The 13,356-nt window shown below is 70.2% G+C and carries 11 protein-coding genes; 5 read left to right on the forward strand and 6 right to left on the reverse strand.

What is annotated here, in order from left to right; all coding sequences use genetic code 11:
- Position 1 precedes the first annotated feature (1 nt).
- The gene (locus ACSU1G_RS28805) at positions 2-1,195 is read right to left on the reverse strand and encodes a MarP family serine protease (RefSeq protein ID WP_439284117.1); all 1,194 of its coding nucleotides are present in this window, start codon (positions 1,193-1,195) and stop codon (positions 2-4) included.
- Between the two features lie 151 nt (positions 1,196-1,346).
- On the opposite strand from ACSU1G_RS28805, the gene ACSU1G_RS28810 reads away from it, so the two are divergent.
- Positions 1,347-2,024, forward strand: a complete 678-nt coding sequence (locus tag ACSU1G_RS28810; RefSeq protein WP_366219631.1) for a Crp/Fnr family transcriptional regulator — start codon at positions 1,347-1,349, stop codon at positions 2,022-2,024.
- A gap of 75 nt (positions 2,025-2,099) precedes the next feature.
- On the opposite strand, the gene ACSU1G_RS28815 is transcribed toward ACSU1G_RS28810, so the two are convergent.
- The 3 genes from ACSU1G_RS28815 to ACSU1G_RS28825 are packed head-to-tail and all read right to left on the reverse strand — an operon-like array spanning position 2,100 to position 3,794.
- A complete protein-coding gene (locus tag ACSU1G_RS28815; protein WP_439284119.1) occupies positions 2,100-3,125 on the reverse strand; it encodes an NUDIX hydrolase in 1,026 nt (341 codons plus the stop codon).
- A gap of 58 nt (positions 3,126-3,183) precedes the next feature.
- Positions 3,184-3,645, reverse strand: coding sequence for a RidA family protein (locus tag ACSU1G_RS28820; protein WP_439284120.1), 462 nt, complete (start codon positions 3,643-3,645; stop codon positions 3,184-3,186).
- Positions 3,642-3,794, reverse strand: coding sequence for a hypothetical protein (locus ACSU1G_RS28825; protein ID WP_439284122.1), 153 nt, complete (start codon positions 3,792-3,794; stop codon positions 3,642-3,644). Before ACSU1G_RS28825 ends, ACSU1G_RS28820 begins: the two co-directional genes overlap by 4 nt.
- A 75-nt stretch (positions 3,795-3,869) precedes the next feature.
- Here ACSU1G_RS28825 and ACSU1G_RS28830 point away from each other — a divergent pair, with 75 nt between their 5' ends.
- From ACSU1G_RS28830 to ACSU1G_RS28845, 4 genes are all read left to right on the forward strand, one after another.
- On the forward strand, positions 3,870-6,083 hold the full coding sequence (locus ACSU1G_RS28830) for a transglycosylase domain-containing protein (RefSeq protein WP_439284124.1): 2,214 nt from the start codon (positions 3,870-3,872) through the stop codon (positions 6,081-6,083).
- An 11-nt stretch (positions 6,084-6,094) separates the two neighbouring features.
- Positions 6,095-7,066: a metallophosphoesterase gene (locus ACSU1G_RS28835; protein WP_439284126.1), complete on the forward strand. Its 972-nt coding sequence runs from the start codon at positions 6,095-6,097 to the stop codon at positions 7,064-7,066.
- A gap of 130 nt (positions 7,067-7,196) precedes the next feature.
- On the forward strand, positions 7,197-9,173 hold the full coding sequence (locus ACSU1G_RS28840) for an ABC transporter ATP-binding protein (RefSeq protein WP_439284128.1): 1,977 nt from the start codon (positions 7,197-7,199) through the stop codon (positions 9,171-9,173).
- Positions 9,170-11,035, forward strand: a complete 1,866-nt coding sequence (locus ACSU1G_RS28845; RefSeq protein WP_439284130.1) for an ABC transporter ATP-binding protein — start codon at positions 9,170-9,172, stop codon at positions 11,033-11,035. The genes ACSU1G_RS28840 and ACSU1G_RS28845 overlap by 4 nt, the downstream gene beginning before the upstream one ends.
- Before the next feature lie 82 nt (positions 11,036-11,117).
- Here the strand turns inward: ACSU1G_RS28845 and ACSU1G_RS28850 are convergent, their stop codons facing one another.
- Positions 11,118-12,026: a phosphoribosylaminoimidazolesuccinocarboxamide synthase gene (locus tag ACSU1G_RS28850; protein ID WP_439284131.1), complete on the reverse strand. Its 909-nt coding sequence runs from the start codon at positions 12,024-12,026 to the stop codon at positions 11,118-11,120.
- Complete coding sequence (purD, locus tag ACSU1G_RS28855; protein ID WP_439284133.1) at positions 12,026-13,333, reverse strand: phosphoribosylamine--glycine ligase; 1,308 nt, start codon at positions 13,331-13,333, stop codon at positions 12,026-12,028. The genes ACSU1G_RS28850 and purD overlap by 1 nt, the downstream gene beginning before the upstream one ends.
- Between the last annotated feature and the right edge of the window lie 23 nt (positions 13,334-13,356).

Here is a 13,356-nt window from a genome sequence, read left to right on the forward strand (position 1 = left end):
GTCAGTGCCCCTGGATGCACTGGCCGGTGGAGACGGTGTCCTCCATCTGCTCTGCCCCGGTCAGGGCCTGCTCGGCCTCATCACCGGTGATGGCGTAGCCCACCTTGACGTCGCCGGTCGCCCGGGCGAAGACGATTCCAGCGACCTCCCCCTCGGGGGTCAGCAGCGGTCCACCGGAGCCGCCCTGCTGGACGTCTGCGTGCAGCTGGTAGATGTCCAGGAGCCCGGGCTCCGCCCCGTAGATGTTGTTGACCGTGACCTCACCGCGGGCCTGCACCAGGGCGGGGTCTATCTGGAAGGGACCGCCCGCCGGGTAGCCCATGATGACGCCGGACTCCTGGTCCTCGAGCTCCGCCCCCGTCTCCAACTCGGGCAGCTCGGCCCCGTCCACGGCGATCACCGCCACATCCCGGGCGGTATCGAAGTGGACCACACGGCCGGCGTGGACGGTGCCGTCGGCGGATTCCACGGACGGCTCCGTCAGTCCGGAGACTACGTGGGCGTTGGTGACCACCCGATCAGAGGCGACGGCGAAGCCGGACCCGGTCTGGTTCTGTCCGCACACCAGGGCGGTGCCGGAGATCCGCACCACCGAGGCGCGGGCCGCCTGCAACGCCTCACCCGGCTCGACCGTGGCCGTAGGCGCCGGAGGCGTGGCGGTGGTCACCGGTTCGGGCAGTTCCGGCACCACGTCCGAGCCCGCGACGGCGGACCGGACCCGCGCGACCAGTGCCTTGGCGGATTCCGGGGCCAGGCTGTTGATGGAGGTGATGACCCGGGATTCGGAGATCGCGGTGGTCACGGGCGGCAGGCCCATGGAGGAGGCGGAGAACGCCACCAGGGAGATGAGGACGGCCGCCACGGCGGTGTTGACCACGGCACCGGCCAGGCGGTCCACCGTCCGCAGCGCGGGCAGGGCCATCCTCAGGCGGATGGCCCGTCCGATCGCGGCCCCGATGGCCTGTCCCAGGAGGACCAGCACGAGCGCGGCGGCGATGATCGCCAGCAGACGCCAGCCCGGATCAGGGACCCATTCGGAGACCAAGGGGATCGAGAAGAAGGCGGCGGCGGCACCGGCCACCAATCCCACAATGGTCCCGAGCGTGACCCAGAAGCCACGGCGGTAGCCCGCGATCAGGAACACGAACAGGACCACCACCAGGACCCAGTCCAGTACGGTCAGTCCGATAAACAAGGAATCCCTCTTCCTGCGTCCGCCCCCCGTACACGCGTGAGTGGCCAGTTTACCGTTACCATTGCCGCAGATGGGGCAGAATGGATCACAGTAATGCCCCGCATGTCGAAAGATGACCGGCATGCCAGTCGACAGTGAGGACGAAGGACACATGGATCTCGAGGTACTGCGCAAGGCCCCGCTGTTCACCAACCTGGATGACGAGGTCTTTTCTGCACTGACCTCGGAGCTGACCGAGGTGGAGCTCTCCCGCGGCGCCTCCGCCTTCCATGAGGGTGACCAGGGCGACCAGCTCTACGTCATCATGTCCGGCAAGATCAAGCTCGGCCGCACGGCCCCGGACGGCCGGGAGAACCTGCTGGCCATCCTCGGCCCGGGTGAGGTCTTCGGCGAGATGGCCCTGTTCAACCCCGCCCCGCGCACGGCCACGGCCACGGCGGTCTCCGCCGCCCGTCTGGCCGGTTTGCGTCACGACAACCTGCGCAAGGTCATCCAGTCCACCCCTGAGGTCTCCATACAGCTGCTGAGGGCCCTGGCCCAGCGGTTGTCCAAGACCAACGAGTCCCTGGCGGATCTGGTCTTCTCCGACGTTCCCGGCCGGGTGGCCAAGGCGCTGCTGGACCTGGCCGATCGCTTCGGCCGTCCGGCCAACGACGGCCTGCTGGTGGCCCATGATCTCACCCAGGAGGAGCTGGCCCAGCTGGTGGGCGCCTCCCGCGAGACCGTGAACAAGGCCCTGGCCGAGTTCGTGCAGCGCGGCTGGATCCGCCTGGAGAACCGCGCCGTGGTGGTGCTGGACCTGCAGCGCCTGCGCCAGCGCTCGCGCTGATCCGCACCCACTCCTGATGTCCGTTGTGAGGGCAGAACGCACCGGTGCGTTCTGCCCTCACAACGTCGCGGAGGGTCAGCGGCCGGCCCACTGCCCGCCGGGCAGGTCGACGCTGAGACGGAACCCGCCGCCGTCGGGCCCCTCCGGGTGCCCCTGCAGCTCGGGGGTGTAGTCCGGCACGCTGCCGCGGACGGTGAGGCCCATGAGGAACTCGACGGTGGAGCCGGCGTCCGCCATGCGCTCCAGCAGCAGTTCCACCGCGGGCACCGTCAGTCCGCCGAACGTCCGGCCCACGGTGTCCGGGCGGCCGATCCAGTCCCCCACCTCGGTGGTGTCCCGTCCGGCCAGCACCCACCGGGCCGGCACCCACTCGGCCCAGTGTCCTGGGCCCTCCAGCCGTGACACGTCCTGGCCGTACGGCACGGCCGCCGCGAAGTACTGGGTGTCGAACCGGCGGTGCGAGAAGTGGGGGCTGTGCCAGCGGCCCACGGCCCGCAACAGATCCGTCCTCAGTCCGAAGCCGCGGCGGTTCACGAGCTCCGGGAGCGTGATCTCCTGCCGGTCCAGGGCGGTGCGGGCCTGGGGCCATTCCCCGCCCCCCGGGTTGGACACCACCGAGTACCGGTCCGGACCCGCCAGCAGGATCCCGGTCGCCTCGAAGAGTTCACGGATGGCCCCGGTCAGATGCCGCCGTCCCAGGCGGTGGTCGCGCGCGCCGAGCACGCGGGACCACTGCGCCGGCGTGGGACCGAACCAGGCGCATCCGTCCTCGTCGGCGGCATCCAGCGATCCCCCGGGGAAGGCCACCGAACCCAGCGGGGTGGGCTCCGGCCGGTAGCGCAGCAGGGTCTCCACCCCGTTCAACCCATCCCGGACCACGGCCACGGAGGAGGCCCGGCGCGCCGCACGGGGCCGACGCTCTCCGTGCACCCACCAGCTGCGTGCCGCGGGGACCTCGTCCTCGGGCAGCTCGAACGCCCGCGGCTGCAGTGCGCTGGCAGGGCGGTGGACCGGCCCGTGGCCCACGGCCAGTCCGGCACGTGGGGCGGGGGGCGGTTCCGGCGCCGGAGGACGGCGGGGCGGCGGAGGGGGCTGGCTCATGATCGGCGCGGGGCCGGCGCGGTCAGCTGAACCGGCAGGCTCAACTGAACCGGCAGGCTCAACTGAACCGGACGATGACCTCGACCTCGACGGGCGTGTCCATCGGCAGCACGGCCACCCCCACGGCGGAACGGGCATGTGCTCCGGCCTCGCCGAGGACGTGGCTCAACAGCTCCGAGGCGCCGTTGACCACCTGGGGCTGGCCGGTGAAGGACGGGTCCGACGCGACGAAGCCGACGACCTTGACGACCTGTTCGATCCGGTCCAGGTCTCCGATGACGGACTTGATGGCAGCCAGGGCGTTGACGGCACAGATTCCCGCCATCTCCGCGGCCTCGGCCGGATCGACCTCAGCGCCGACCTTGCCCGTGGCGGGCAACTGCCCACCCTGGAAGGGCAGCTGCCCGGAGGTGTAGACATGGTTTCCGTCCACCAGGGCGGGGACATAGGCGGCCACGGGGGCCGCCACCGGGGGCAGCGTGAGCCCCAGCTCGGCCAGCCTGGCCTCGACGGCGCTCACTGCTTCGGGCGCTTCATGTAGGCCACGGAGCCGCCCTCGGGACCGGTCACGATGTTGACCAGTTCCCAGCCTTCGGTGCCGTGCATGTCCAGCACCTGCTTGGGAGTGTGCAGGGGCAGCGGGGTGATGAGGTATTCCCAGGTTGTCATGGGCCCAGCCTAGCCGGACCACAACCGACTGCGGAGGTCCCCTACGGGGGACCTCCGGCCGGTAGAATCCTCCCCATGGCCAATCGCAAGTCCCCCTTCTTCGACACTGCCACCACGCTGGGCAAAATCGTCGCCTTCCTCGGTGTCAGTGCGCTGTGCGGTGTCCTCGCGGCGGGGCTGATGCTGCCGATGGCCGCCGTGGGTGGGGCCACGGCCACGGCCGGCGGGGACATGCTGGACCAGCTTCCGGCCGAGCTGAAGGAGGAGCCGCTCTCGGTCCCCTCCCGCGTCCTGGACAAGGACGGCACGGTCCTGGCCACCTTCTACGCCGAGAACCGCGTGCCGGTGACCCTGGATGAGATCTCCCAGAACATGCAGGACGCCATCATCTCGATCGAGGACGAGCGGTTCTACGAGCACAGCGGTGTGGACGCCCGCGGCCTGACCCGTGCCCTCGTGAACAACGCCACCTCGGACTCGACCCAGGGTGCCTCCACCATCACCCAGCAGTACGTGAACAACGTGCTGATCAACGCGCAGTACCTGAACAACGAGCGCACCACGATCTCCGGCACCAAGTCCGTGGCGGACAAGCTGCGGGAGATGAAGCTCTCCGTGGCCGTGGAGAAGGAGATGTCCAAGGAGGAGATCCTCGAGGGATACCTGAACATCGTGCTCTTCTCCGGCCGTGTCTACGGCGTGGAGGCCGCCTCCCGGTACTTCTTCGACACCAACGCCTCCGAGCTGACGATCCCCCAGGCCGCGCTGCTCGCCGGCATGGTGCAGTCCCCCAACGGCTACAACCCGATCAACAACCCGCAGGGCGCCACTGATCGCCGGAACATCGTCCTGTCGGCCATGCTGGGCAATGAGGTCATCACCCGGGCGGAATATGACGAGGCGGTCCAGGCGCCGATCCCGGACAAGGTCAACCCGCTGAACTCCGGCTGCGTCTCCGCGGCGTACGGCAACTACTTCTGCGACTACGTGCAGCGGGTGGTCCAGACCTCGGAGACCTTCGGTCCCGATGCCGAGTCCCGCCAGCGCCTGCTGGACCGCGGCGGCCTGCAGATCACCACCACTCTGGACTCCACCCTCCAGCGGGAGGCCGAGAACGTGGCCAAGGCGAACGCCCCCTACACGATCTTCACCTCGGACGACGGTACGGAAGGTGAGCTGGGGGCCTCGCTCGTCACGGTGGAGCCCGGCACCGGCAACGTCCGGGCGATGGCCCAGAACACCACGTACGCCGTCAGCGAGGGTGAAGGCCACACCACCCTGAACTTCAACGTCAACCGCCCCATGGGCGGCGGCGCCGGCTTCCAGGCCGGTTCCACCCTGAAGCCGTTCACGTTCCTGGCCTGGCTCGAATCCGGTCACTCCATGACGGACACCCTGGACGCCCGCGTCAACGAATACCCCCAGGGCACCGCGTTCAAGGCCTCCTGCCGCGAGCAGGGCAAGTCCTGGGTGGTCCCCCGGGACGGCTGGACCGTCCGCAACGCCATCGCCAACATGAACAAGCCGATGCGGGCCGACTACGGCCTCTACTGGTCCATCAACACCGCCACCGTGGCCGCCTCCTACGCCCAGGACCTGTGCGGCATCACGGATGTCATGAACCGCGTGGGCATCCACAACGCCGGCACCGGCAAGGACATCGACCCCCAGAACCCGTCGTTCGTGCTGGGCTCCGAGGAGGTCTCGCCGCTGATGATGGCGGCCGCCTACGCCACGCTGGCCGATGACGGCAACTACTGCGAGCCCCGGTTCATCAGCGAGGTCACGGACACCCGCGGCAACTCCTACCAGGTGCCCCCGGTGAACTGCCAGAAGGTCGCGGACACCCAGCAGGTGGCCGAGCTGAACAACACCCTCAAGGCGATCGCCTCCGAGCGCATCGCCCAGGACATGCCGTTCGAGGTCGCCGGCAAGACCGGGACGAACAACTGGTCCTCGTCGACCTGGTTCATCGGCTCCACCACCGGCCTGACCACGGCCTCCTGGGTCGGCAACTTCCGCAACCAGATCTCCCTGGAGGGTCAGAAGATCGGCGGCGTGACCTATGACGACGTCTGGGGTTCCATCATCGCCGGGCCCATGTGGTCGGATTACATGGGAACAGTGGCCGGCAACTATGGCACCGGCGACTTCACCGCCTACAACGGTCCGGCCTCTGATCCGCGGACCGAGGGCTCCCGCGAGGGCGGCCAGACCGTCAGGGTCGAGAACCGTGGCGGCCCGAAGCCGTTCTACGATCCCAACACCGTCGTCTCGACCGAGGACTGAGGGGGAACTCCATGGGTGACGCACGGGTGAGCCGAACGCGGCAGACGGGTGGCCGGCGTCGTACCTCCTGGGCCTCCGCCGCCACGAAGGCGGCCGTGGCCACCGGGGCGCTGGCCGCCACCGGAGCGGGCCTGGTGGCCTGGGGCGCCCTCGTGGAGGCCCGGAACTTCGCGGTGCGCACCGAACGACTGCCGATCCTGCCGCCGGGCGGACGGCCGTTCCGGATCCTGCACCTCTCCGACATCCACCTGATCCCCTCCCAGCGGGACAAACTCGCGTGGCTGTCCTCCCTCGCCTCGGTGAAGCCGGACCTGGTGGTCAACACGGGAGACAACATCGGCGCGGCCGCGTCCGTCCCGCTGCTGCTCGACGCCCTGGACCCGCTGCTGGACGTCCCCGGGGTCTTCGTCCCCGGCTCCAACGACTACTACGCGCCGAAGCCGGCCAACCCCCTGCGCTACCTCGCCGGCCCCTCGCACCAGGATCCGAACCGCACCGAGCTGCCGTGGCAGGAGCTGTTCGGTGCCTTCGAGTCGCGCGGCTGGCTCAACCTGGCCAACCAGGGGTTCTCCCGCATCCTGCACGACGTCCGCCTGGACGTCGCCGGCACCGATGACCCGCACCTCGACCGCGATGAGTGGCCCGGGTTCCCCGGCGCCAGCTCCGAGCCCGCCCGCGCCCTGCGGATCGGTGTGACGCACGCCCCCTACCGCCGCGTGCTGGACGCCATGGTCCACGATGGCGCGGACGTCCTGTTCGCCGGCCACACCCACGGGGGCCAGATCTGCGTGCCGTTCTACGGGGCGCTCGTGACCAACTGTGATCTGCCCACGTGGCAGGCCTCCGGGCTGACCTCCTGGACGGCCGGCGGGCGCACCGTGCCGCTGGAGGTCTCCGCCGGGATCGGCACCTCCCCCAAGGCCCCGGTCCGCTTCGCCTGCCGGCCCGAGGCGGTCGTGCTGGACGTCGTCGCCCCGGCCTGAGCATCCCACCGGCGCGTTCCCGATCCGATACCTTCAAAGGGATCTTTCAGAACCATCTCGCCGGTCGTAGGATGGTGGATTGGCCGCCGGCACCCGCGCCGGCCGCCTGATGCCATCAGGAGGGGTTGCCGTGTCCGCGCCAGACCGGGAACGCAGCCTCATCGAGGCCATCCGCCGCCTCTCCCCCTATCTGGACGGGGTGCGCGGGCGCTGGATCGCCGGTCTGATCTCCGCCATGCTGGCCGGACTGGTGGCCCTGGCCATCCCCCAGGTGATCCAGCAGCTCGTGAACTCGGTGCTGCATCCGGGAGGCTCCACGGCGGACATCTGGGCCGCCGTCTGGCTCATGGCCGGGCTGGGCCTGGCGGAAGGCCTGCTGATCTTCGGCCGCCGCTTCTTCATCCTGCCGCCCGCCGCCGGCGTGGAGAACCGCGCCCGGATCGCCCTGTTCACCCGCCTGCAGCGCCTGCCCGTGGCCTTCCACGATGCCTGGCCCTCCGGCCAGCTGCTCTCCCGTTCCGTGGGCGACCTGTCCCTGCTGCGCCGGTGGATCGCCTTCGGCACGGTGATGTTCGTGGTCTCGATCGTCACGATCACCGTCGGTATCGTGCTGTTGTTCAACACCTCCTGGGTGCTCGGGTTGATCTACCTCGCGGGCGCCGTGCCGATCATGTGGCGCTCCTTCTACTTCCGCAACGACTTCCGCGCCGCATCCCGGCTGTCCCAGGACCAGGCCGGGGACCTCGCCACCACGGTGGAGGAATCCGTGCACGGTATCCGCGTGCTCAAGGCCTTCGGCCGCGGCGGCGAGGCGCTGGAGGGATTCCGGGGCCAGGCGGACACGCTGCGGGACACCGAGGTCCACAAGGCCACGGTGCTCTCCCAGTTCGTCGCCCTGATCGTGGCCCTGCCGGAGACCGTCATCGGCATCTCCCTGGCCGTCGGGATCTACCTCGTGGCCACCGGGGACCTCACGGTGGGCGCCATCGCCGCCTTCTTCGCCACCACCGCGGTGCTCGCCGGACCGGTGGAGTCCGTGGGGCAGCTGATGGGCATGTCCCTGTCCGCCAAGACCGCCATCGACCGCCACCTGGACGTGATGGACACCCCGGTCGACATCGCCGATCCCCTCGCGGACCCGGTGGAGCCGGCGGGCGGTGTGGTGGAGCACGCCGAGCAGGATCCGGTGCCCGACGGCGGCCGGCACCCGGGTGCCCCGGTGCCGGGAGCAGGCGGGCTGGCGTTCGAGTCGGTGGGCTTCCGCTTCCCGGATGCAGCCGAGGACACGGGTGCGCCGCCCATCCTGCGCGAGGTCACCCTGCGCCTGGAGCCCGGGGAGACCATGGCCCTGGTGGGCCTGACCGGCACGGGCAAGTCCACGCTGGTCCAGCTGGTCCCCCGGCTCTACGACGCCACCTCGGGGCGGGTGCTGGTGGACGGGGTCGATGTGCGGGACTACGGCCTGCTCGAGCTGCGCCGGAAGGTCTCGATCGCCTTCGAGGACGCCACCCTGTTCTCCGATTCGATCCGGAACAACGTGCTGCTGGGCGCCCCGGAGACGGTGACCTCGGACCCGGCGGCTGCGCAGGAGCTGCTGGAGCTGGCCCTGGACACGGCCCAGGCGCAGTTCGCGCACGAGATGCCAGAAGGCGTGGACACCCAGATCGGCGAGGAGGGCCTGAGCCTGTCCGGCGGGCAGCGTCAGCGCATCGCCCTGGCCCGCGCCATCGCCACCCAGCCCGAGATCCTCGTGCTGGACGATCCGCTCTCCGCCCTGGACGTGCGCACCGAGGAGATCGTCACGCAGCGCCTGCGCCGGGTGCTGGCCGGGACCACCACGCTGATCGTGGCGCACCGCCCCTCCACCGTCGCCCTGGCGGACCGGGTGGCGGTGCTTCAGGACGGACGGATCCACGATGTCGGCACGCACGCCGAGCTGCTGGGCCGGTCCCCCGCCTACCGCTTCATCATCTCCAGCTTCGAGGAGGACAAGTCCATCGAATCGGTCATGGACTCCGGGGTGATCACCGGGATGCTGCCGGTCCAGTCCACCGAGCAGTCCGCGCAGCCCGGCGACCAGCCCCGAGAGAAGGGACCGACGCCATGAGCCGCCGTCAGGACCGTCAGCCGCCCACCCTGCTCGGCACCCGCGGTGAGGAGCGGCTGGACCTCAACCGTGAGGAGCGCAGCTATGTCCGGGCCCGCTCGTGGACACTGCTGAAGGCCCTCGCGCGGCCGGTGAGGTGGAAGCTCCTCCTGACGGCGGTGCTCGTGGTGATCTCCAATGCCGCCCGGGCGTCGTTCCCGTTGATCGTCGCGTGGGGCATCGACTGGGGACTGCCCCGGATGGTCTCCGCGCTGGAAGTCGGGGAATCCGCCGTACCCGTGCTGGCCGGCGTCGGGGGCACCTATGTGGCCGCCGCGCTGACCGCAGGGCTGCTGCTGGGGGTCTACACGTGGCTGACCGCGCGGTTGAGCCAGGCGATGCTGCTGGACCTGCGGGTCTGGGTGTTCCGGCACACGCAGCGCCTCAGCCTCGAATTCCACGAGAAGTACACCTCGGGCCGGGTGATCTCGCGGCAGACCTCGGACCTGGACTCGCTGCGCGAGCTGCTGGACCAAGGGGTGTCCTCGCTCGTCTCCGGGCTGATGTTCATGCTGTTCACCGGCATCTCGATCGTGATCCTGGACTGGCGTTCGGCACTGATCCTGGCGGTGGCGTTCGTGCCCGTGACGATCGCCGTGCGCTGGTACCAGGTGCGTTCGGAGGCGGTGTACCGCGAGTCGAGGGTGTCCTCCGCGCGGATGATCGTGCACTTCGTGGAGACCATGACCGGCATCCGCGCCGTGCAGGCCTTCCGCCAGGAACGCCGCAACAACGCCACCTACCGGCAGCTGGCCACCAAGTACCGCGATGACATGGTGACGTCCCTGAACCTGTTCGGCGTCCTCCAGCCCACCCTGGTGATCACCGGGAACCTGACCGTGGTGGCGATGCTGCTCTTCGGGGGCCTGCGCGTGCTGGACGGGACGCTGGCCGTCGGCGTGCTGGTGGCCCTGTTGCTGGCCGGCAAACGCGTCTTCCAGCCGATGGAGCAGGTGGCCATGTTCTACTCCGCGTTCCAGTCCGCCACCGCCGCCCTGGAGAAGGTCTCCGGCCTGCTGGAGGAGGCACCCACCGTGAAGGAGGCGGAGCGGACGGTGCCGCTGCCGGACACCCCCGGGCAGCCCCACGGGCGGATCGAGTTCACGGCCGCCGAGTTCGGCTATGGGGACGGGGCGGTGATCCTGCCGGAGTTCGACCTGACCATCCCGGCCGGGCAGACCGTGGCCGTGGTGGGCCAGACCGGCGCCGGCAAGTCCACCCTCGTGAAGCTGATCGCCCGGTTCTACGATCTGAGTTCGGGGTCGCTGACCCTGGACGGGGTGGAGTTGGACCAGCTCTCCGCAGCCGATCTCCGGCACCACGTGGTGATGGTGACCCAGGAGGCGTTCCTGTTCTCCGGTTCGGTGGCGGAGAACATCGCGCTGGGCCGTCCGGATGCCTCGGACGCGGAGATCCAGGCCGCGGCGCGGGCGGTGGGGGCCCACGAGTTCATCCTGTCCCTGCCGGACGGCTATGACACGGATGTCACCAAGCGCGGCGGCCGGCTCTCGGCCGGCCAGCGCCAGCTGGTCTCCTTCGCCCGGGCCTTCCTGGCCGACCCCGCCGTGCTGATCCTGGACGAGGCCACCTCCTCGCTGGACCTGCCCAGCGAGCGGCTCGTCCAGCAGGGGCTGGAACGCCTGCTGGGTGACCGCACGGCGCTGATCATCGCGCACCGGCTCTCCACCGTGGAGATCGCCGACCGCGTCCTCGTGGTGCACGACGGCCGGGTGGTGGAGGACGGCTCCCCCGCCGAGCTCATCGCCGCCGGCGGCCGCTTCGCCGAACTGCATGCCGCGTGGAAGGACTCCCTGGTCGGTTAGTCCCGTTCCGTGACGCTTTCAGTCGAATTGGCGTGGGTCTTTGAGGAGGACACCCACTCCAACTCGACTGAAAACACGGTGATCAGGCCGTGAAGGTCAGCCCCGTGAGGCGCTCGTAGGCGTCGATGTACCGCTGGCGGGTCTGGGCCACCACGTCGGCCGGCAGCGCAGGCGGCGCCTCGCCGGACGCCCGGTCCCAGCCGGATTCCGGACCGGTCAGCCAATCGCGCACGAACTGCTTGTCGAAGGAGGGCTGCGAGCGCCCCGGCTCGTAGTCGTCCACGTCCCAGAAGCGCGAGGAGTCCGGGGTCAGCACCTCGTCCCCGAGCACGATCCGCCCCGTGGAGTCCAGTCCGTACTCCACCTTGGTGTCCGCCAGGATGATCCCGCGTTCCCGGGCGATCGCCTCGGCGCGCGTGTACACCTGAAGGGTCAGCTCCCGGAGGCGTTGCGCGGGGGTGTCCCCGATCAACCGGGCCATCTGCTGGAAGGTGATGTTCTCGTCATGCTCGCCCACGTCCGCCTTCGCGGAGGGGGTGAAGATCGCCGGCTCCAGCTTCGAGCCGTCCACCAGCCCTGCCGGCAACTCGAGTCCGGTGACGGTGCCGGACTCCCGGTACTCGGCCAGTCCGGAGCCGGTCAGGTAGCCCCGGGCGATGCACTCGACCTCATACATGTCCAGGCGCTGCACCACCATGGCCCGCCCCGCCACGGCCTCCGGCACGTCCAGGGACACCACGTGGTGCGGCACGTCCAGCTGTTCGAACCACCAGAGGGAGAGCTGGGTCAGCACCTTGCCCTTGTCCGGGATCTCGGTGTCCAGCACGAAGTCATAGGCGCTGATCCGGTCCGAGGCCACCACCAGCAGGTGCTCCGACGAGCCGGGCCGCTCCGAGGCGGACCCGGCGGGCTCATACAGGTCCCGGACCTTGCCCGAGTAGAGGTGCCGCCACCCGGGCAGTTCCAGTACCTCGGTGTCCAGTCCCGCCATCAGCGTGCCTCCCCGTCAGTTCCGCCAGTTCCGTCAGCCACCACGATCTCCCCGCGCTCGGCCCGCAGGCCGATGTCGGTGCGGTGCTGAGCCCCCTCCAGCGAGATCTCCGCAACGCCCGCATAGGCGCGGGCCCGCGCCTGGGCCAGGTCCTCCCCCAGCCCGACGACGGCCAGGACCCGCCCGCCGGTGGCGACCAGTCCGCCGTCGGGCCCGGTGCCGGTGCCCGCATGCAGCACGGACACCTCCTCCAGTGCCTCGGCGGCCTCGACGCCGCTCACCGTCCCACCCTTGACGGGCGAGTCCGGGTAGCCGCGGGCGGCCACCACCACGTCCACGGCGTACTGGCCGGACCACTGCAGCTGGGGCACCCGGGCCAGGCACCCGGTGGCGGCGTCCATCAGGAAACGGCCGAAGGGGGTGCGCAGCCGGGCCAGGACCGCCTGGGTCTCCGGATCCCCGAAGCGCGTGTTGAACTCGATGACCTTGAGACCGCGCGAGGTGAGGGCCAGGCCGCAGTACAGCACGCCGGCGAACGGGGTGCCGCGGTCTGCCATGGTGGCGATCACGGGCCGGGCCACGCGCTCCATGACCTCCTCGGTGAAGCCTGCCGGCAGCCAGTCGAGCGGGGTGTAGGCGCCCATGCCGCCGGTGTTCGGGCCGGCGTCACCGTCCCCGATCCGTTTGAAGTCCTGCACGGGGACGAGCGGGATGGCGTTGGTGCCGTCGGAGATCACGAAGAGGGAGACCTCGGGGCCGTCCAGGAACTCCTCGATGACCACGGTGCCGCCCACGTCGAAGCAGGTCTGGGCGTGGGCGAGGGCCTCAGCGCGGTCGGCGGTGACCACCACGCCCTTGCCGGCGGCCAGGCCGTCGTCCTTGACCACGTAGGGCGCGCCGAACTCCGCCAGGGCGGCCGCCGCCTCCGCCGCTGTGGCGCACGTGCGGGCTGCGGCGGTGGGGACGCCGGCCTGGGCCATGACGTCCTTGGCGAAGGACTTGGAGGCCTCCAGCTCGGCGGCGGCCTTGGAGGGCCCGAAGACGGTGAACCCGGCCTGGTGCAGGGCGTCGGAGACACCCGCCGCCAGAGGGGCCTCGGGGCCGATGACCACGAGGTCGGCCTCGAGTTCTCCCGCCAACACGGTGACCCCCGTGACGTCGGTGGCGTCCACCTCGTGCACCGGGACGTCGAGGGCGATGCCCGCGTTGCCCGGGGCCGCGTGGATCTCCCGGACGTCGGGGTCCCGCTGTAGGGCACGGATGATGGCGTGTTCGCGGCCGCCGGAGCCGAGGACGAGGATCTTCACGGTGCCCAAGCCTAGACCGTCTG

The organism is Microbacterium sp. A93, assembly GCF_051842835.1.